The sequence below is a fragment of the Caballeronia udeis genome, from assembly GCF_001544555.2.
In the GTDB taxonomy this organism is placed as follows: domain Bacteria; phylum Pseudomonadota; class Gammaproteobacteria; order Burkholderiales; family Burkholderiaceae; genus Caballeronia; species Caballeronia udeis.
On the sequence record NZ_FCOK02000013.1, the window covers coordinates 85,380 to 104,871 of the forward strand.

Here is a 19,492-nt window from a genome sequence, read left to right on the forward strand (position 1 = left end):
GATGAACGCGCCTGTGCCCGGTCTAGCGAGCCCAGTGACCCTCGATCCAGCGCCAGTTCGGTCCTCGCTGCACCCAGTGGCCCGGCACCCAATGCGCGCCGACCCGTACCGGCCGCCAGTGACCCGGCACCCAGGCGTAGCCCCGGCCGGCCCAGCGCCAGTGACCGCCGTCCCACACATAGCCGGGGCGCGCCGCGGGAACGACTTCGGTGCGCATCGGCGGCGGCGCCGACGGGGCGATGATCACTTCCTGGGCGAATGCGGACACGCTGGCCAGCGTGGTCAAGGCGGTGACCACGGCCAAAACGGCCTTTACCGCGAAGTTGGGCGAAGCCCATTCTTTTAGTGCTTTCATAACGGTTCCCTGGAGGTGGAAAAGACGCTCGATGCAGGTGTCTGTCGAGTGCTTAAACGCGTGCCCTCAAGAAATCCGTCGCAAGATTTGAGATTTATTTATGCGGGCTGAAACCGGTGGCGATGCTGCGATACGTCCGTCACCGGATAAGCGGGTGAGCGCGCGGCTTCCCCTTATCCATCACCGATCTGCTCAGATTCGACATGCCCTCAAGTCATGAAATCAGGAAATCTTCTTACAAATAAATGAAAACTTCCCTAAAGTATTTAGTCGGCGCCGGCACGCTGAAACTCTCGGTAGGCGGTTCGGACGTTTCGATCAAGATCGATTCGTCGAACAACACGCTGAGCGGCATTGCGGCCGCGATCAATTCCGCGTCCGGCAATCCCGGCGTGAGCGCGACGGTGATCACCGGCACGGACGGCGCGCATCTCGTGCTGCACTCGTCCACCACGGGCGTGGCGAACAGTATCTCGGTGGAGGTCACGCCGAGCGGCACCGGCAACAACACCGGGTTATCGAAGCTCAACGCCAGCTCGTCCACGTCGACCGTCGATCCCTCGGACCCGGCCAAGACCGTGGCGCCGTACACGACCATCGGGACATCGGCGAACTGGAAGCAAACCGCGGCCGGCAAGGACGCGTTGCTGACCGTGGCGGGCACGGAGGTCAGCAGCCCGAGCAACAGCGTGACGTCGGCTATTGCGGGCTTGTCGATCAACCTGACCTCGGAGTCAGTGGGAACGACCCAGACGCTGACCGTCGCCGCCGACACAAGCACCCAGACGACGTCGATCAAGGCCTTCGTCACCGCGTATAACAACTTCGTCAACATGGCTGTGTCGCTGACGTCTTTCGACAAGTCGCAACCCAAGGGCTCGCAAGGCGGTCCGTTGCTCGGCGACTCGATGATGAACACGGTCAGGAACGCGCTTGCAACCGTGATCAGCAAGGGCGTGCCGACGGCGTCGGGCTCGACCAAGGCAATGGCGAACCTGGGAACCATCGGTATCACGCTGCAGCAGGACGGCACGCTGAAGATCGACGACACCGCGCTGAACTCGGCGCTGACCAACAAGCCCGGCACGGTCAACGCGTTGTTCAACCCGACCTCCGGCCTCGGCGCGGAGATGAACAAAACGCTCACGACCTTTCTCAAGAAAGACGGCCTGCTCGATACAAGGACAATGTCGCTCAACAAGGACCTCGACAACATCAAGGTCCAGGGCACGAAACTGGATGCATTCGCCACGCAACTGACGAACAGCTACAACGCGCAGTTCGCTGCGCTCAACACGCTGATGGCGCATATGGCGAGCAATACGAGCTACCTCACTGCGTTGTTCGGCGGGGCCAACAGTGCGGGCGCACTGGCCGGAAACAAGGGTTGATCAGGAACGCGCCGCGCGGTGAATGGCGGTAAAAACGAACCGGGGCGTCCTGACAGGACGCCCCGGTTCGTTGTGCGGCAAAGAAGGCGCGTGCGCTTTTTACTTGCGCTCTCTATTTGAAATCCCAGCGCATCTGCTCGACGATCCCCACCCCGCGCGAGGTCCGCACGCATTCGCTCACGTAGTCGACAAACGGCAAGGGCTCGAAACCGATCTCTTCGCGGAGGCGGCTGTTGTCGAACTGATAGTCCAGGTTGGCGAACCCCGCATAGAGACCCAGCGCATGTTCGATCACGCGGGCCACGCCTGAGTCCTGACGCCCGGCCACCTCGCGCGCGATCCTGCGGAAATCCCGCGGCGCGCAGATGGAGTAGCGTTTCCCCGATATGCCCGTGGCCTCATCCATCGCGCCGATAATCTGCCCGATGGTCGGCGCCTCCGATCCGGCCGATACGTGGTACGTATCGAAGGCAAGCTTCGGCTTGACGGCGAGCAAGGCCAGTGCGCGGGCGCAATCGTCGACTGAAACCACATCCAGCCGGGTCATTGCTTTTGCGCTGAAACGCCGCGCGCCATGCACCACGCGAAACACCCAGAAGATGCTCGCCGAAGGCAACGTGCCCAGCACCGTATGCCCGACGACAATCGATGGCCGCACCACGACCACGGGCAATGACGGGTAGTAGACGCGCAGGAGCCGCTCAATGTCGCGTTTGCTTTGCGTATAGGGAACGAGATGGTTCGTTTCGCTCTCGTTCCCGGTATGGGCGAACGTGGATTCCGGCACGACCGGACTGCACTGCGTGCCGCATGCCATGGCCGTGCTGACGTGCAGGAAACGCCGCAGCGTTTTGCTGCCGGCAAAGTGCGATGCAAAACGCAACGTGTCGCGCACGTTGATTTCGAGTACTTGCGGGCTCGTGGAGAACGACGCCATGGCTGCGCAGTTGATCACATGGGACGCCTCCGTCAGGCGGGCGAGATCTGTTTCCGTAAAATCGCCGCCCAGGTCGCCCACGATCACGTTCGCCTCGGTCAGCCGTTGCGCGCGGACGTGGGGCAGGCCGCAACGGATGGCGGATACGCGCAGGCGGGTCAGCGCCTCGGCCTTGTTCGCCGCGCGCACGAGGCACACGAGGCGTTCGATCAGCCCGGCATTCATGAGCGTTACCAGCACCGTGCCGCCGATAAACCCGGTGGCGCCGGTCAGCACCAGCCGGTCGATGCCCACCACATGCATGCGTGTGGACGACGTGAGGCTGTCTTGCCAGGCGGTGGACAGAGGGGTTTGCCATGCAAACATAGCGTTCTCCGTTCAGAAGCAAAATAAGTAGTGGCTAAGCGCGGCTGACAGCGGATGGCTGCCTCGCCGATGCCCCGCCTGATGCCTGATAGCGCGGCGCCTAATATCGATAGGTCACGGCTGTCGTTGCGAAATAAGCGTTCTTCTTTTGCACGAGCGGGCTATCGGCGGACGAGCCGAGAATTCGTGTCAGGCCGCCCGATGTGCGCAGCGACCATTTCGGCGTAAAGGAATAGGTCCATGCGGCCGAGACCGTTGCGTTGTCGAAACCGGCCTTGACCGAGTAGGGCCGGAAGCCGCTGCTTGCGGACTGCGCTTCGGTGACGCCGAAGAAGGTCTGCGTATAGCGGCCGCTGCCGGCATGCAGGCTGCCTGTGATGCTGATGTCGTTGGTGGCGGTGTGCAGGACAGGCGTGGTGATGTCGAGGTGCCCGCTGACGCCGCGCGTGGTGTGGGTGAGCGGCTGGTCGAGCGTCACGCTGATGGTGGTATCGCCGAACACCGTGGCGCCGATCTGGAACGACATCATCAGCGAGCCGGGAATGCGGCCCATGCCCTTCAGGTAGTTCGAGCCGGGCAGGTCCGCGCGGTTGCTGTCGCTGCGGCCGAAGTCATAGTCGAGCGCGGTCGAGACGAACATGCCGTTGGCGAAGGTCTTTTTATAGCCGGCGCCTTGGAACGGGCTGATGAAAAAGCCGTTGGAAAATTCAGCGGAGAAGACCGGTGCGACCAGGCCACGGTAGTCCTTGCTGCCGAGGTAACGCGGCGCGACTCCGGTTCCCAGTCCAAAGGTATAGAAATTCTCGGCGTGTGCCATGGAGGAACACGTCAGGCCAAGCAGGGGGAGGCAAAGATAGGAGAGGCGTTTGCGCACGGTCAGGTCTTTTTTTAGGAGAGAAGCCGCAGTCTAGGTACGCGGCTGACCGGTGTCTGTTTTGAAGTTGAGCGAATTTGTGCTGAATTGTGTTCAAGTGTCCTTGAGTGTTGCGGACGGCCCTGCCATACGCGCGCGAGGATAGAATCGACGGCTGCTAGTGTGCAAGTGCGGAGAAGAAAGATGAACGAGGTCTCGCCCAAGTACAACGTGTTGCTGATCGAGGACGATGACCGTCTCGCGCAACTGGTCGCGGAGTATCTGGATAGCTATGAATTTGCGGTGACCATCGTGCGGCGCGGCGATATTGCCGTGGCTGCCGTACGCGAGCATAAACCGGCGCTGGTGATTCTCGACCTGATGCTGCCCAACATGGACGGCATGGAAGTGTGCCGGCGCATTCGCGGTTTTTCGAGCGTGCCGGTGTTGATCCTGACCGCTCGCGTCGATGTCTTCGACCAGGTTGCAGGACTTGAAACCGGCGCGGACGACTATGTCGTCAAGCCGATCGAACCGCGTGTGCTGGTGGCGCGCGCACGCGCGCTGCTCAGGCGCTCGCAGCCGGCGGAGGAAGTCATCATGCCGGCCGTGGATGCCGGCACGCTCACGTTTGGCGAACTGGTGATCTCGCCGCCTAACCGCACCGTGACATGGCGCGGCCAGGACATCGACCTGAAGACCGCCGAGTTCAACCTGCTCGTGATCCTCGCGCGCGCCGCCGGTACCGTGCTGAGCCGTGACGATATCCTCAAGCAATTGCGCGGCATCGAATTCGACGGGCTGGACCGCACCGTCGACTCCGGTATCTCGCGGCTGCGGCGCCGCTTCGAGGACGCATCACCGGAGCCGCACAAGATCAAGACGGTCTGGGGCCGCGGTTATCTCTTCAGCCCGTCTGCGTGGGAGGATTGAATGCTGCGTTCCCTGATCCGCCTGTATCTGATCGTGTTGCTGGGCGGCGGCCTGGCTATCGTGTTCGTCGATCAATCGTTCTCGCAACTGTTTCATCATCGGGTCACCCAGAACGTGCGCGACAGCGTCAAAGCGTATGCATTCGTGCTGACCGATTACCTTGAACGGCACCCCGGTGAGCAGCGGGCGGCGGCACTGGCTGAACTGCAAAGACATGGTGAAGAGGGTTTCAGCCTGCTCACGATGAAAGACGTGATCCCTGTTCTCGACACCGAGCAGTTGCGCGACCTTCGTGACGGCAAGCTGGTGCTCAGCATGGATGCCAAGGATTACTACCTGCCGTTGCCCGACGGCACGATCGTCCATGCCCATCCCGATGAGCCGGGCAACCTGGACATCAAGGCGCTGGCGTATGGCCTGGTCGCGCTCGCAACGCTGTTGTCCGTGGTCCTGTGGATTCACTATCACTGGCGCGACTTGAGGAAGCTCGAGGCTGCCGCCCGCGCGTTCGGCAGAGGCCAATTGTCGACCCGCGCCGATCTGTCGAAGAAATCGAATATCTACGACCTTTCAAAGCAGTTCAACGAAATGGCGCGGCAGATTGAAGCGTCGATCCTGCATCAGCGCGACATGATGCACGGCATCTCGCATGAGCTGAAAACGCCTCTTGCACGCCTCGAATTCGGCCTTGCGCTGTTGCAGTCGCCTGAATCCCCGGAGCGGCAGCGCGAACGTCAGCTTGCGCTGCGCCGCGATGTGCGTGGACTCGATGAGCTCGTCACCGAACTGCTGACGTTGAGCCGGCTTGAACAAGGCGCGGCACATATGGTGCTGATGCAGGTGTCGGTGAGCGAATTGCTGGACAGCGTGGCGGCGAGCATGGCTCATGATGTCGCTGACCGGGCGCTGTCTCTGTCGGTCATCATGTCCGGCGCGCCCGTGAGTCATGTCTGCGATCCGAAGCTGGTTGCGCGGGCATTGTTGAACCTGATCCGCAACAGCACCCGCTACGCGCAGCACGCCATTTCGCTCAGTGCTTGCCTCGGGCCGGCGGACGCGCTCGTGCTTATCGTGGACGATGACGGCCCCGGTATCCCCATCGCGGAGCGCTCGCGTATCTTCGAACCGTTTCATCGGCTCGATGCAAGCCGCGACCGGCACACCGGCGGCTTCGGGCTTGGTCTGGCGATTGTGCGCCGGGTGGCCCTGGTCCACGGCGGCGAGGTACGGCTCGAAGAGTCCGCTTCGGGTGGCGCGCGTTTCCTGATCACGTTGCCATCCGTGCCCTTGCCTGCAGCGGGAGGCACCCCGGGCGGCGCGACGGCCAGGCAGGACAAGAGAGGGTTTGCGACCAAGCTCATGGTCTGATGGATGGTCAGTCCTCGTGACCCTGTCGCCTGTCCGCAAAATAACGGGCGGGGGGCTTGTGTTTACACATGCCCCATGACGAGGATTTCGCGGCATACCACGCGGCGCATTTAATCGTGTCCTTGCGCGGCCCTTGTCCGTTAGTAAGTGCTTGCCTGCTTAGTCACGCTAAGCGCACCGTTGCGCGTTAGCGGACTCTGCGCTAGCGGCACACGGAACTCAAGACACCATCCACCACCAGCAAAACCCACCCCCAATCGTTAAATGTTGTCAGATCGAGGCCGACGTTATTTTCTTTCGGCGCGAATGCGGAGACACTAGCTTCACCCTTCCGAGGGTGTGTCCCGCGACGAAATCATCCTCGTCGCGCTTCAAGTCCCATCCCGCCCGGGTGGGACTTTTTTTTAATGCGTCGACTAGCGGTTCGAAAAAGCCTGGCGACGGCGGAACAGGTCACGCGCGATGGAACAGAAGAGGGCGGTGGTCTGGCCTTCGTCCTGAAGGCGGCGGCTCATGATGATCGGCGAGGTGGGGCCGGGTTCGGGCAGGTGCCGGTAGACTACCCCATGCACTCTTAAACCGTCGACGCTCTCCGGTACAAGCGACACACCCACTCGCGCCGCAACGAGTCCAAGCGCCGTCTGCAACTCCCGTACTTCGTGTACTGCAGAAGGTTCCAGCGCATGGTCACGTAGCGCCGATAACTGCTGGTCCGCGTAACTCGGGCGCGGCGAACTCGGATAGACAATCAGCGTCTCGCGGGCCATATCCTCCAGCGTCAATTCCACCGAAGCGTCCGCTAACGGATGATCTTCCGGCAGCGCGGCAATCATCCGTTCCTCGACCAGTACCTCGCGCGTGAGTTGCACGTCATCGAAACGCAATCGTCCAAAACCGACGTCGATCCGTCCGCCCTTCAATGCACCGAGTTGTTCGAGCGTGAACATCTCGATCAACGACAATTCGATCTGTGGAGCAGCCTCGCGAAATGCGCGGATTACCTGTGGAAGCGCCCCATAAAGCGTGGACGGCACGAAGCCGATCACAATGCGTTCGGCCAGTTGCGCAAGCCGGCGCGTGAGCGGAACGAGTTCGTCGCTTTCATCGACCAGGCGCTTTGCCTGCGCGTAGAAAACGCGGCCCGCTTCGGTCAGGCGCAAAGGCCGCGAGCCGTGCTCGAACAGCGGCAACCCGACGCTTTCTTCAATCTGCTGGATCTGCCGGCTGAGCGGCGGCTGCGTCATGTGCAGGCGACCGGCCGCACGTGTGATGTTCATTTCTTCGGCTACCGCGATGAAATAGCGGAGTTGTCGCAGCTCCATGCAGGCCTCAAATGGTTAAAGATCCAGCGGGTTTGCCAACACGTCCGAATTGCTCCGAAGGACGGGCACAGGACATTGCATGAGGAGGTGTCCGGCGCCCGCATTTCATGGAGGCGCCGGGCGTGATTGTGACATGGGGAATGAGCGAGCCGGCAAACAAGGGCGCTTGCCGGCATGGCACCGTTTCTCCAGCGCCCAGCGTATTCGGCATCCGGAGCGCGGGAAAAACGCTGCTTTTCAACGGTCCTTGGCGACTTGCTCGACCGCACCGCTTAGCGTTGCCTTAGCAGTTTTATCGACATTGGCTGCCCTAAGGATCCAGTTATAAATGGCGCCCGCGATCATCAGGGCCGAGGTGCCGAAAAACACTTCCCGCATGCCGAAATGCCCGCCGACAAAACCGCCTGCAAGCGGTCCGGCAACCTGCCCGGTATATTGCGCAGACGTCGAATAACCCAGCATATTTCCTGCAACGGAGGCCGGCACGTTGTGCCGGATCACGCTGGCAACGCAAGGCAGCAGTCCGCCGAGCGCCAGGCCCATCAGGAAGCGCAGCACGACCAATTGCCAGCCCCGCGTGACGAACGCCTGCGGGATCAGCAGGATGCCCGCCACCGCGAGGCAGCCGATAATGACGTTCCAATGCCCGACCCGATCAGCGAGCTTGCCCAGGTACGAGGCCGAGAGAATGCTGCCCAATGCCGCGGCCGACATCACCAGTCCCGCGACAAACGTGACCTGATGCACATCGACCACCTGCGCCACGTAGACGGTGATAATCGGCTCGATCGACATGTTTGCCAGCATCAGGAGCATGCCGGTCACCAGCATGGCGACCGTCGGCCGCTTGTCGCCGATCTCAGCCCAACTGCCACGCCGCTTCCCCTTCTTGCTCACGCCCGGGTGACGCTCGTTCTTGACGAAGAATACGGTCGCCAGGAATGTAATAAAAATAAGGGCGCCCGAAGCGAGAAAGGTCGACCGGATTCCGATCAGCGGCGGCAGTGAGCCACCAATGATCGGGCCAACCAGATTGCCGGCCATGATGCCGGAAGACAGGACGCCAAGCGCCCAGCCGCATCGATCCTTCGGTGTCTGGGTGGCGACCAGCACGGTGGAACCCGACGCAAATCCGCCGAGCAGGCCCGCAAGAAGTCTAAGGCCGACGAGTTGCCAGACGTTATGCGCCATCCCCATCAACGACATGATGACGGCCATGCCGAGGCTGGCGCGGATCAGCATCGGCTTGCGGCCGTAGAGGTCGGCAAGCCGGCCCCACAGTGGCGCGGTCAGCGCGGCAGTGAAAAACGTCGCACCGTAAGCGACGCCGGACCACTGGACGATCGCGGCATGATCCTTGACGCCCAGCTGTTCCACGTAAAGCGGCAGGAATGGCAGCATGAGTGTCATGGCCACGATGGTCGTGAACGATCCAAATACGCAGACGATGAGATTGCGCCGCCAGTGGGTGAATTCCTCCGCAGCCGGGGAATCATCTTGAAGGGCGCTTGCCGTTTGTTTGTTCATCATTCTGTCCGGGTCAGCGCGGGAGGGTGAGTGTTGTCCGGCGACTTCCTGAGGGCCGGAACAACCGCCCCGCGCAAAGTGAGGAAGCGAGCGGGCTTCAACCCGGATCGTAAGGCGTGAACGGTGGCGCAACCAGTCCGCTGTCTATACCGGTATGGCGACTACCCGGCAGGGTTCTGTCACATGACAGAAGACGTGACCGAAGGCTCGACCTAAGCCGTCACCTAAGACGTCACCTAAGACGTCACCTAAGACGTCATCTAAGCCGGCGCCTCAACACCGCGGGCCTGTAATGAAGTAAGCAGCTTCATCATAAGCCGGATGAGGTCCTTCCTGTCTCGCGGGGTCAGATCTTCGAACAGCTCCGCTATTGCCAGTTGCGATGGCAGAAGCGTTTTTTCCACGACTCGTTTTCCGTCCTCGGTGATCTCGATGAGCGTGGCGCGGCGATCGCGCTCGTGAGGCACACGTCGCACCAGATTCTCTTTTTCGAGGCCATCAACCAGGACTGTCACATTACGGGGCGACATCTCGAGAAACTCCGCAAGCTCTCCCATGCTGACGCGCTCCGCCTTTGTCGCCAGACCCAGCAGCATGGTGGCGCGAGGCACGGTTAAACCGGCGTCGACCGGCAGGTGTGAACGCGCCCACCGATGATAGGCCAAGCCGAATTTACCAAAGACAGCAAGCAACTGACTGCTCTCCGGAGAGACAGGAACGGTAACGGACAATTCTCTCGGAACACTTTTTCTTGACATCTAATTTAGTATCAATTGATAATTTATTAGATGATATCTAATCGCGGTTTGTTACTCAACCTTTCGAAAAGATACGCGCCGTACGAGGTGTCATGCCCACATCTGCGGGAAACTCCTACTGAGATTATGCTATGCGCTAGCGCTCAGGATGACGTGTTGTCTGTGGGTGGTGCGAGATAAAAGAGGTGGTCAGGTGATCGATGTCTTCCGGGATATTTCTTTCTAAATACTTCGGATTCCTTTCAATTGTTTTGCAAGGTAACGCTCGCGAATATTTCCGTTGGCGGACAGAAGAATATGACACTGAATGAGTTCCCGATGCACAACGCTGGTGGGGTTCTATCCCATATCCTGGAAAGCGCGTGGCGGCGTTGCGGGGTCGGACTGGTTGCGCTGAGCGTCGCAGGCTGCGCGGTCGGCCCGGATTATAAGAAACCAACCGTCGAGATTCCCGCCACTTTCAAGGAGGGAGTCGACTGGCAGCGGGCGCAGGCGAATCCCCAGGCGTCGCTGACAAGTAACTGGTGGCTCGCGTATCAGGACGATCAGCTCACGGACCTGATTGGCAAGGCGCTCAAGGCCAATCAGTCGATCGCACAGGCAGAGGCCGCATATCGCCTTGCGCAGGCGACGGTCGAGGCCAACCGGGCGAGCCTGTTCCCTACGGTCACCGCGGGCTTGTCCGGCTCGCGAACCGGTGTAGGGGCGGGTGCTGTCGGCAATAACACGACCACCAGCAGAGCGGGCGTGTCCAATTCCGTCAACGCAAACGTGGCGGCGAGCTGGGAGCTTGACCTGTGGGGCGAAATCCGGCGTGAAGTCGAATCGAGCAAAGCCAGCGCTCAGGCAAGCGACGCCCAACTGGCGGGAGAGCGCCTGTCGATTTCGGCTACGCTGGCGATCGATTATTTTCTGCTGCGGCAAGACGATTTCGACATCGAATCGCTCAAACAGCAGCAGCATATTGACGAGCGCATCCTCGACATGACGCGGGCGGGCTTTATCCAGGGCTCCCAGTCGAACGACGAAGTGCTGGTGGCACAGGACTCGCTGGAACTGGTGATCGCCGACCTGCAGACCACGCAGACGGCGCGTGAGCAATCTGAACACGCGATTGCCGTGCTGATCGGTGTGCCGCCAGGCAGCTTTACCCTGGCGCCGCGGTCGGATTACGCCTTCGTGACGCCGGTGGTGCCGCTTGCCCTGCCTTCGCAGCTGCTCGAACGACGCTACGACGTGGTCAGCGCCGAGCGCACGGCAGCGGCGGCGAACGCAAAGATAGGCGCCGCCGAAGCGGCGTTCTATCCGACGCTCGATCTGTCGGCTCAAGGCGAGTTCCAGCACAACACGCTTGCCCACCTGTTCTCGCTGCCCAACCGCATCTGGACCCTGGGCCCCGATCTGGCCGCGACGATCTTCGACGGCGGTGCGCGCACGGCGGCGGTGCGGGAAGCGCGGGCGACCTACGACGGAGACGTGGCCGCCTATCGCGGGACCGTTCTGAGCGCATTCGAGAGCGTGGAGGATGGTCTGTCGAACTGGAATCACCTGCAGCAGCAGGAGCAGGCGTTCGCCAATATCTATCAGCGTAACCAGCAGCTCTTCTCGAGCGAGCATGCCCAGTTTCAGGTCGGCAGCGCGAGCGAGCAGAGCCTGCTGACGCAGCAGCTCACGCTGCTGCAGGCGCAACAGAACCTGAAAGATACCCAGTCCTCGCTGACGCAGGCCAGCGTCACGATGATCAAGGACCTGGGCGGCGGCTGGCAATGGGACGAGGCGCACGGGGGAGCGGTGAGTACCGGTGCGCCGTCGGCAAGCGGGCCGAAAGCCGATCCATCAGTAACGGAAGCCTCGGCGCATTAAGGTGCGGCTTCCGAATGTGTGGCTGCATGAGTCCGCCATGCCCGGTTCGATCCCGTTTTGTGTTGTAACCGGGATTGGCCGCGCCAGTCATCTCAAGATGAACATTTCATTTCCGTTTGCGCCCACCACGGCGAAAACGACGCAAGACGTGTCCCGACCGGCTGCTATCGAGCTCAAGCATGAATGGAGTTTCAATGAATAAGCTATCAACACTGCGTGTACCCCTGCTTTGCCTGGGCGTGATTGCTGTTGCCGCTTGCAGCAAGAGCGGCCCGCCTCCTGCGCCCCCACCGCCGCAGGTCGGCGTGGTGACAGTCGCGCCGCAAAGCACACCGCTCACCAAAAATCTGGTCGGCCGGTTGTCGTCCTACATGAGCGCCAACGTGACTGCTCGTGTGTCGGGTGTGCTGCTCAGGCGTGCCTATAAGGAAGGCGGTGCGGTCAAGAAAGGGCAGTTGCTGTTCGAGATTGATCCGACCTTCTACCAGACCGTGCTTAGCAACAGTCTCGCCACGCTTGCCGGCGACGAGGCCACGTATGCCAATGACCGCGTGACGGCGGAGCGCAACCATAAGTTGCTGCCGGTTGGCTCGGTGTCGCAACAAACCGTGGACAATTCCGATGCGACCGTGCGCACCGACGCCGCCAAGGTCAAGGCTGACCAGGCGTCGGTTCAAAGCGCGCGGATCAATCTCGGCTATACGAAGGTCGTTTCGCCGATCGACGGCATTGCCAGCCAGCAACAGGTGACCGAGGGCGCTGTCGTTGGCAGCAGCACCAGCGATGCCGGCTCCAGCGGCACCTCGCTCACCACCGTCGATCAGATCGATTCCCTGTACGTAAACTTCTCGATGAGCGCGGCGGATCTGGTGACGCTGCGGCAGGCGCAGGGACTGGGCAACGTCGCCCTGTCTGCCCAGGACGAGACCAAGGTCCAGATCGTATTGCCCAACGGCAGCGCCTATGACCAGCCAGGCACGCTGGACTTCTCCGATGTCGCCGTGAATTCGGCTACGGGCGCCGTCAGCTTGCGCGCGCTCGTGCCGAATCCCCAGCACCAGCTGCTGCCCGGCATGTATGTGACGCTGAGCGTCAACCTCGGCCAGCAGCACAACGTCTTCCTGGTCCCGCAGCAGGCTTTGCAGCGCGACACCGGCGGCGCCTATGTGTTCGTCGTGGGGCCGGACGGAAAGGTGCAGCGAAAGACTGTCGACACGAAAGACAGTTATCGCAACAACTGGATCGTCACGAACGGCCTGGATAACGGCGATCAGGTCGTCGTGACGGGTCTGCAGGCCGTGCAGGTCGGCGGGCAGGCCAAGCCGGTGCCCTGGCAGTCACCAAGCGCGGCTTCGAACGGAAGCAATGCCCCCCAGGCATCCGCTGACCACGCTTAAGGAGTCTGCCTCATGCCACGTTTCTTTATCGACCGTCCCGTCTTTGCCTGGGTGATTCCGATCCTGATCTGCCTGATCGGTATCATTCTGATGCAGCGCATGGGCGTGGATTCCTATCCCGACGTTGCACCGCCACAGGTCACGGTCACGGCGACCTATCCCGGCGCGAACGCGACGACCATGGAGTCGACGGTCACCCAGGTGATCGAGCAGCAACTCACCGGGATCGACAACCTGTTGTACTTCAGTTCGTCATCCGGCAGTAACGGCACCGCGACCATTACGCTGAGCTTTGCGACGGGCACCAACCCGGATATTGCCGAGGTTCAGGTGCAGAACCGCGTCACGCTGGCGAACCCCCTGCTGCCGGCCGCGGTGATCCAGCAGGGCGTGACGGTCGCCAAGGCCAGCCCGGACATCCTGCTGTTCATCGGGCTGCAGTCTTCCGATCGGTCTATTGACGCGTCACGGCTGAGCGACATCATCGCCTCGCAGATCCAGCCGGTCATCGCGCGTCTGAATGGCGTCGGCAACACGTTCATGCTGGGTTCGGAGTACGCGCTGCGGATCTGGCTGGACCCCGACAAGCTGCAGGGTTATGGGCTGTCGACCACCCAGGTGCTCAATGCAGTCACCGCGCAGAATGCCCAGTTCGCAACCGGCGCATTGGGCTCGGATCCCGCGGTCAAGGGACAGGTCTTTACCGCGACCGTGTCGGGCGACAGCCTGTTTTCGTCGCTGCAGCAGTTTCGCGACATCATCCTGCTGACCAACAACGACGGTACCGTGGTCCACCTCAGCGACGTGGCCCGGATTGATTTTGGGGCGCAATCGTACGGGTCGGCTGCGGCGTACAACGGCAAGGCTGCGGGCGGGATGGGCGTGTATCTGCTGCCTGGCGCCAATGCGCTGGCGGTCGCCAAGTCGGTCAAGGAGGAGATGGCGACGCTGGCAAAAGATCTGCCGCCGGGCGTGACCTGGAGCGTGCCGTACGACACCACGCCATTCATCACGGCGTCGATCACCGACGTGGTGCGCACGCTTGCTGAAGCGATCGGGCTGGTGTTCATCGTGATGCTGATCTTCCTGCAGAACATTCGCGCCACCATCATTCCGACGCTGGTTATTCCGGTGGCCCTGCTTGGCACGTTCATCGGGCTGTCGATACTGCATTACACGATCAACCAGCTCACGCTGTTCGGCATGGTGCTCGCAATCGGCATTGTGGTTGACGACGCGATCGTCGTCATCGAGAACGTCGAGCGGATCATGAGCGAAGAGCGGCTCCACCCCAAGGCCGCCACGCGCAAGGCAATGGGACAGATCACCGGTGCGATTATCGCAATCACGGTGGTGCTGACAGCGGTGTTCGTGCCGTCCGCGCTGCAGCCGGGCGCGACCGGCATCATCTATGCGCAGTTTGCGCTGACCATCGCGATCTCGATGGCCATGTCCGCGTTCCTGGCGATGTCGTTTACGCCGGCCCTATGCGCCGCCATCCTGAAAGCGAACCATGATGAGCACAAGAACGTCGTCTTCCGCTGGTTCAATCAGGGGTTCGACCGGCTCACTCACGGCTATCACGGCCAGGTCGGGCGCGCGGTACGCCACGCGCCGCGCTGGATGATCCTGTTCGTGCTGCTCGCCGCGCTTGCAGGGTTCATGTATACGCGGTTGCCGACGAGCTTCGTCCCGGACGAGGATCAGGGTTTCATGCTGGCGATCGTCAACCTGCCGTCGGGGGCGACGCTTGAACGCACGAGCACGGTGATGGATGAAATCAGCGACAAGCTGAGTCATAGCGCGATAGCGAAAGACATCGACGGCATGTTCGCGGTCAAGGGCTTCAGCTTCGTAGGCAACAGCGAAAACAGCGGCATGGCCTTTATCAAGCTGAAGGACTGGGGCCAGCGCGATCAAACAGCCATGCAGTTGATCGGGCAGGCCAACATGATCCTGCACGGCATTCCGGACGCGCAGATCTTCGTGGTGAACCTGCCGACCATTCGCGGTCTGAGCCAGTTTGGCGGTATCGACATGTACCTGCAGGCACGCTCGGGCCAGACGCGTGCACAGCTCGCCCAGGCTCAAGGCATGTTGCTGGGAGCGGCCGCCAAGAGTTCGGTGCTGTACGGCATTCGACCCAACTCGCTGCCGGCGGCGACCCAGTTGAATGTGGCGGTGGACCGGGTGCAGGCTCAGTCGATGGGGCTCTCGCTGACCGACGTCTATGACGCGCTCCAGATGCAACTGGCGCCTTTCTTCGTGAATCAGTTCACGTACGGCGGCCGTGTCAAACGCGTTTATCTCGAAGCGGACGCACCGTTCCGGATGGGGTTGGATGCATTGCAGCATTCCTATACGCCGAGCGGCATTGCCAACGCCGCATCGGGCACGGCCAGCACCACCGGGACGGCGACCAATACCGTCAGCAATCTGACGACGGTCAATCCGTCGGCGAGCAACACGTCGATCAGCCCGTACAACATGGTGCCGCTCTCGAGCGTCGTGAAAACGGACTGGGGGGTGGGACCGCAGGCGCTGCCGCGCTACAACGGTTATTCGGCCGTGGAGATCGTGGGCAATTCGGCGCCCGGCTATTCCACCGGGCAGGCTATGGACGTGCTGCAGGGCATCGTCGACAAATCGTTGCCGGCGGGCTTCGCGGCGAACTGGACGGGGCAGTCATACCAGGAAGTATTGGCCGGCAATTCGGCGACGCAGTTGATGGTGCTGTCGATCGTGATTGTTTTCTTGTGTCTTGCGGCGCTTTACGAGAGCTGGTCGATTCCGGTCTCGGTGTTGCTGGTGGTGCCGTTGGGCCTGCTGGGCATGGCGGTCTTCTGCATGACGCGTGGCATACCGAACGATATCTACTTCAAGATCGGCATGGTGACCGTGATCGGGCTCGCCGCAAAGAATGCAATCCTGATCGTGGAGTTCGCCGTGGAGGGGCAAAACGAGGGCAAGACCTTGTTCGACGCGGTGCTCCATGCGGCGAGGTTGCGGCTGCGCCCGATCCTGATGACGTCGATGGCGTTCATCCTGGGTGTCGTGCCCCTGGTGCTGTCGACCGGTGCGGGCGCGTCCTCGCGTCACGAGATCGGTACCGGCGTCATTGGCGGCATGCTGTTCGCCACGGTTTTTGGCTTGCTGCTGATCCCGGTGTTCTACGTGGCGGTTCGACGGGTGCTTGGCGACAAACTCGATGAAGTGTCGCCTAAGCTTCATCGTCATGATGAAACGCCCGACGAGGCGGAGGGCAGTGCGTGACCTTGAATTGCAGGCTTCGTGCTGTCGGTCATTCTCACGGCGGCGTCGTTTCTTGTTGTCATGGAACACGCGTTGCCGGCCAGTACCGCGATTCCTGTGATTGCGGCGCTGGCGCTCGTTCAGGTCGTCGTGCATCTTGGCGGCGGCAAACGCGCCGGCCATCGCGGAATGCAAGCGTGCGCAAAGGTCCGAATCTTGAGCGCACCCCTGGTTACGATTCCGGAGGCACCCAGGAGGCTTTCAGGCACGCACACATCTCGGCGAGGCTGATTGTCCTGGGCAGTTTCCGGTCACGGCCACTGCTGACGCGCATGTTTTACACGCAGGATGGTCACCACTTCATTGCTCGCACTGTAGAACACGATGTAGTTGCGGTGAACGATCATTTCACGGGTGCCGCGGATGCGGCCGGCACGGTACAGCGTCGGGCGCTCACGCAGACCGTCAACCTTGGTGCGGATCATCTGGCTGATCCTTATCTTGACGGGGGCCGAGAAGATAAACTACTGTATTTTTATACAGTAGTTTATCTTCTGATGTATGTACATATCGAGGCGAATTCCAGCGCTCCAGGGGGCTCCTGATTTCGTTGCATTTTACGGGGATAGCAGCGCCTAGGCGCCATGTGGCTTTGCGGCCTTATTAAAAAATCCCATTAGATCAAGTGCTTCCTGTCTGGTCTCTTTCCGGCAGCAGGAACGCCTTCATGGCCACGACTCGAAGCTAGGGGTATGGCGAGTAACGGAACACAAAATCCGTTCAAGCATTTCAGCGCAGTTCACCTGATCGGTCAGTCTCTTCAAGCCAACGAATGGCGGCCCGTTGCACGCAGCACGCAGAGGCATTCCGGGCGCCTCGAAGCCGAGACATTGCTCCCTGATAAACCGTTGCCAGCAGTTCGGGAAACGCTTTGGGGGAGTCCTGCCAACGGGCCGTTCGCATCCGCGCCGAGTCAAGTTTGCAAGAAAAATGCCGTTATTGGGCAGGTAGGCGCTGTGGCGCTGTCAGAAAAATAATGATATGGCTCGCGCTTTCATAAAAATTGGAATGTTGGCATTTGCCCTGCCTGCGGTCGCCTTACTTGCAGTGTCCCCGGTCACTCATGCGTCGGAGACGCTCGGGCCGGTCGACCCGAAACCTGGAGCGGTGGCCTCCGAGTCGGACAGCGCGGATTTGGCATCCCTCCCGCTTGAACAGTTGATGGACGTATCCGTGATAACGACCGCGTCCAAGTTTGAGCAATCGATCAGCGAAGCACCGTCGGCTGTGGTCGTCTTGACGGCGCAGGACATCAAGGAATTCGGCTGGCGAACGCTGGCCGATGCGTTAGCGTCGCTGCCGGGTCTGTATGTCAGCAACGATCGAAATTACTCTTACCTGGGAGCACGTGGGTTTTTACGTCCGGGCGACTACGACAGCCGGTTTCTCTTGATGATCGACGGATACCGGACCAACGACGCCGTGTACGACGAAGCGACCATTGGGACCGAAGGGTTGATCGACATGGATCTGGTCGAGCGTATCGAGTACGTGCCGGGCCCTGGGTCCGCCGTTTACGGCTCCAACGCTTTTTTCGGCGTGGTCAATGTCATTACAAAAAAAGGCAGCGCTATCAATGGCGCCCAGACTGCGGTGGCGGCAGGAAGTTACGGGGAGAAAAAGGCGCGCGCCACGTATGGCTGGCATGGGCAAAACGGGGCTGACATCGTGTTGTCTGCGACGTCCTACATTCGAGACGGTCAAGACCTGTTCTACCCTGAATTCAATACTCCGCAACAAAATAACGGCGTCGCGCACGACCTTGATTACGACCGGGCACAAAACTTCTTCGCCAAAGTAACCTACGGCGACTTCACGGTCTCCGCAGCTCACAGCAACAGAGCCAAGGGAGTTCCCACAGGGTCTTTTGGAGCGATCTTCAACACCCCCAATTCAACGAATGACGCGCAAAGTTTCATCAACGCCGTTTTCGCGCATCAGATCAATTCCGGATTGGCCGTCTCGACGCAGGCTTATTGGGGACGATATGACTATCAGGGCGTCGCGATCGACCCTGGTGAAGTCCCAACGACGAATGTCGACGGAGATCACGCCCTTTGGTACGGCGGTGACGCGCATGTCATCGTCACCAGCATATCGAACCAAAAAATCGTCGCGGGATTTGATTTCCAGCGTGACGCGCGGCGCGACCAGTACAACTACAATCTGAACCCTTACGTCTCTCTGCTCGACGACAAGCGCTCCAGCAATCGGACAGGTGCCTACTTTGAAGATGAGATTCAACTACCCGCGAACTTCGCCCTCAATGCGGGGTTGCGGTACGACTGGGATAGCGTCACAGCCAGTAACGTAAATCCGCGCCTGGCGCTCATCTACAAACTGACTTCAAGGGATACCGTCAAACTCATTTATGGTACGGCGTACCGCGCGCCCAACGCATATGAGTTGTACTACGCGGTGCCTGGAAGCGGCGGACAATTGCCGAACCCCGATCTCAATCCCGAACACATCACGACGACCGAACTCGTGTTGGACCACGCCTTCTCCGATTCGGGACGCGCGACGCTGTCCCTGTTCAGATACTCGGTGAAAAACCTGATCTCCCTTGAAACCGATCCCGCCAGCGGATTGCTCATTTATCAGAATCTGGATCAAGCAAAGGCCACGGGGGTGGAACTCGCGACAGAACAGTTGTTTGGCGATGGTTACCGCGTGCGAGCGAGTTATTCCTGGCAGTTGGCGAAGGACGGCCAAACGGGCGCGATACTCCAAAACTCGCCACGCCACCTTGTCAAGCTCAATGCAGTTGCCCCGTTATTTCATAACGCGGTTCGATTCGGCACGGAGCTGCAATGCGTGTCGTCCCGGCTCAGCGAAAGTTCGACATCGGGAGGTTATTGCCTTGCGAACCTTACGGTCACTTCGTCCCGCGTGATTCCGCGGGCTATCGTTTCCCTCAGCGTGTACAACGCGTTCAACAAGCGTTATTCAGACCCTGCAGGGCCCGCCTTTGTCCAACAGGCAATTGAGCAGCAGAGCCGCACGCTCTACGCGAAATTGGTCTACGGATTTTGAGATGTGCGTGTCCACCCGCTCCCGCTTCCACGTCTCTCTAGGGGGGGTGTGCCTGCTCGTATCTGTCTTATGCC

Annotated in this window: 14 protein-coding genes and 1 pseudogene; 8 read left to right on the forward strand and 7 right to left on the reverse strand. The window is 60.6% G+C overall.

Annotation, left to right across the window (positions count from 1 at the left end; all coding sequences use genetic code 11):
• Positions 1 to 22: 22 nt before the first annotated feature.
• The gene (locus tag AWB69_RS12300; protein WP_062085173.1) at positions 23 to 355 is read right to left on the reverse strand and encodes a YXWGXW repeat-containing protein; all 333 of its coding nucleotides are present in this window, start codon (positions 353 to 355) and stop codon (positions 23 to 25) included.
• Positions 356 to 600: 245 nt separating this feature from the next.
• Here AWB69_RS12300 and fliD point away from each other — a divergent pair, with 245 nt between their 5' ends.
• A complete protein-coding gene (gene fliD, locus AWB69_RS12305; protein WP_062085174.1) occupies positions 601 to 1,746 on the forward strand; it encodes a flagellar filament capping protein FliD in 1,146 nt (381 codons plus the stop codon).
• Positions 1,747 to 1,858: 112 nt separating this feature from the next.
• Here fliD and AWB69_RS12310 read toward each other — a convergent pair whose 3' ends face one another.
• Together AWB69_RS12310 and AWB69_RS12315 are read right to left on the reverse strand one after the other, a co-directional pair.
• Entirely contained in the window at positions 1,859 to 3,049 is a 1,191-nt protein-coding gene (locus tag AWB69_RS12310; RefSeq protein WP_062085175.1) for an SDR family oxidoreductase, read from the reverse strand.
• A 100-nt stretch (positions 3,050 to 3,149) separates the two neighbouring features.
• Positions 3,150 to 3,866 carry a MipA/OmpV family protein gene (locus AWB69_RS12315; protein WP_062085176.1) on the reverse strand — a complete coding sequence of 239 codons (717 nt, stop codon included), beginning with the start codon at positions 3,864 to 3,866 and terminating at the stop codon, positions 3,150 to 3,152.
• A 240-nt stretch (positions 3,867 to 4,106) separates the two neighbouring features.
• On the opposite strand from AWB69_RS12315, the gene AWB69_RS12320 reads away from it, so the two are divergent.
• Positions 4,107 to 4,835, forward strand: coding sequence for a response regulator transcription factor (locus AWB69_RS12320; RefSeq protein WP_062085177.1), 729 nt, complete (start codon positions 4,107 to 4,109; stop codon positions 4,833 to 4,835).
• A complete protein-coding gene (locus AWB69_RS12325; RefSeq protein ID WP_082913368.1) occupies positions 4,836 to 6,203 on the forward strand; it encodes an ATP-binding protein in 1,368 nt (455 codons plus the stop codon).
• Between the two features lie 416 nt (positions 6,204 to 6,619).
• Here AWB69_RS12325 and AWB69_RS12330 read toward each other — a convergent pair whose 3' ends face one another.
• The 3 genes from AWB69_RS12330 to AWB69_RS12340 form a co-directional block, all read right to left on the reverse strand.
• Positions 6,620 to 7,525, reverse strand: coding sequence for a LysR family transcriptional regulator (locus AWB69_RS12330; protein ID WP_062085178.1), 906 nt, complete (start codon positions 7,523 to 7,525; stop codon positions 6,620 to 6,622).
• A 237-nt stretch (positions 7,526 to 7,762) separates the two neighbouring features.
• Positions 7,763 to 9,052, reverse strand: coding sequence for an MFS transporter (locus AWB69_RS12335; RefSeq protein ID WP_082913369.1), 1,290 nt, complete (start codon positions 9,050 to 9,052; stop codon positions 7,763 to 7,765).
• 260 nt (positions 9,053 to 9,312) lie between these two features.
• Positions 9,313 to 9,744: a MarR family winged helix-turn-helix transcriptional regulator gene (locus tag AWB69_RS12340; RefSeq protein WP_197500217.1), complete on the reverse strand. Its 432-nt coding sequence runs from the start codon at positions 9,742 to 9,744 to the stop codon at positions 9,313 to 9,315.
• Between the two features lie 363 nt (positions 9,745 to 10,107).
• On the opposite strand from AWB69_RS12340, the gene AWB69_RS12345 reads away from it, so the two are divergent.
• The 4 genes from AWB69_RS12345 to AWB69_RS12360 all read left to right on the forward strand — a co-directional run bounded on the left by AWB69_RS12345 (position 10,108) and on the right by AWB69_RS12360 (position 16,613).
• On the forward strand, positions 10,108 to 11,673 hold the full coding sequence (locus AWB69_RS12345; RefSeq protein ID WP_082913374.1) for an efflux transporter outer membrane subunit: 1,566 nt from the start codon (positions 10,108 to 10,110) through the stop codon (positions 11,671 to 11,673).
• Between the two features lie 194 nt (positions 11,674 to 11,867).
• On the forward strand, positions 11,868 to 13,070 hold the full coding sequence (locus AWB69_RS12350; RefSeq protein WP_062085179.1) for an efflux RND transporter periplasmic adaptor subunit: 1,203 nt from the start codon (positions 11,868 to 11,870) through the stop codon (positions 13,068 to 13,070).
• A 12-nt stretch (positions 13,071 to 13,082) separates the two neighbouring features.
• Positions 13,083 to 16,343, forward strand: a complete 3,261-nt coding sequence (locus AWB69_RS12355) for an efflux RND transporter permease subunit (protein ID WP_062085180.1) — start codon at positions 13,083 to 13,085, stop codon at positions 16,341 to 16,343.
• Between the two features lie 18 nt (positions 16,344 to 16,361).
• Positions 16,362 to 16,613: a cytochrome C oxidase subunit IV family protein gene (locus tag AWB69_RS12360; protein WP_062085181.1), complete on the forward strand. Its 252-nt coding sequence runs from the start codon at positions 16,362 to 16,364 to the stop codon at positions 16,611 to 16,613.
• Between the two features lie 20 nt (positions 16,614 to 16,633).
• Here the strand turns inward: AWB69_RS12360 and AWB69_RS12365 are convergent.
• Positions 16,634 to 16,822 (reverse strand): annotated as a pseudogene (locus tag AWB69_RS12365) (type II toxin-antitoxin system RelE/ParE family toxin); the annotation flags it as partial.
• A 568-nt stretch (positions 16,823 to 17,390) separates the two neighbouring features.
• Here AWB69_RS12365 and AWB69_RS12370 point away from each other — a divergent pair.
• Positions 17,391 to 19,418 (forward strand): TonB-dependent receptor plug domain-containing protein, encoded by a 2,028-nt coding sequence (locus AWB69_RS12370; RefSeq protein WP_082913372.1) that lies wholly within the window; start codon positions 17,391 to 17,393, stop codon positions 19,416 to 19,418.
• The last annotated feature ends 74 nt before the right edge of the window (positions 19,419 to 19,492 follow it).

Excerpts from the sequence above, each read along its gene's own strand:
- AWB69_RS12300 (WP_062085173.1), bottom strand. The coding sequence starts at position 355 with ATGAAAGCACTAAAAGAATGGGCTTCGCCCAACTTCGCGGTAAAGGCC.
- fliD (WP_062085174.1), top strand. The coding sequence starts at position 601 with ATGAAAACTTCCCTAAAGTATTTAGTCGGCGCCGGCACGCTGAAACTC.
- AWB69_RS12310 (WP_062085175.1), bottom strand. The coding sequence starts at position 3,049 with ATGTTTGCATGGCAAACCCCTCTGTCCACCGCCTGGCAAGACAGCCTC.
- AWB69_RS12315 (WP_062085176.1), bottom strand. The coding sequence starts at position 3,866 with ATGGCACACGCCGAGAATTTCTATACCTTTGGACTGGGAACCGGAGTC.
- AWB69_RS12320 (WP_062085177.1), top strand. The coding sequence starts at position 4,107 with ATGAACGAGGTCTCGCCCAAGTACAACGTGTTGCTGATCGAGGACGAT.
- AWB69_RS12325 (WP_082913368.1), top strand. The coding sequence starts at position 4,836 with ATGCTGCGTTCCCTGATCCGCCTGTATCTGATCGTGTTGCTGGGCGGC.
- AWB69_RS12330 (WP_062085178.1), bottom strand. The coding sequence starts at position 7,525 with ATGGAGCTGCGACAACTCCGCTATTTCATCGCGGTAGCCGAAGAAATG.
- AWB69_RS12335 (WP_082913369.1), bottom strand. The coding sequence starts at position 9,052 with ATGAACAAACAAACGGCAAGCGCCCTTCAAGATGATTCCCCGGCTGCG.
- AWB69_RS12345 (WP_082913374.1), top strand. The coding sequence starts at position 10,108 with ATGACACTGAATGAGTTCCCGATGCACAACGCTGGTGGGGTTCTATCC.
- AWB69_RS12350 (WP_062085179.1), top strand. The coding sequence starts at position 11,868 with ATGAATAAGCTATCAACACTGCGTGTACCCCTGCTTTGCCTGGGCGTG.
- AWB69_RS12355 (WP_062085180.1), top strand. The coding sequence starts at position 13,083 with ATGCCACGTTTCTTTATCGACCGTCCCGTCTTTGCCTGGGTGATTCCG.
- AWB69_RS12370 (WP_082913372.1), top strand. The coding sequence starts at position 17,391 with ATGTTGGCATTTGCCCTGCCTGCGGTCGCCTTACTTGCAGTGTCCCCG.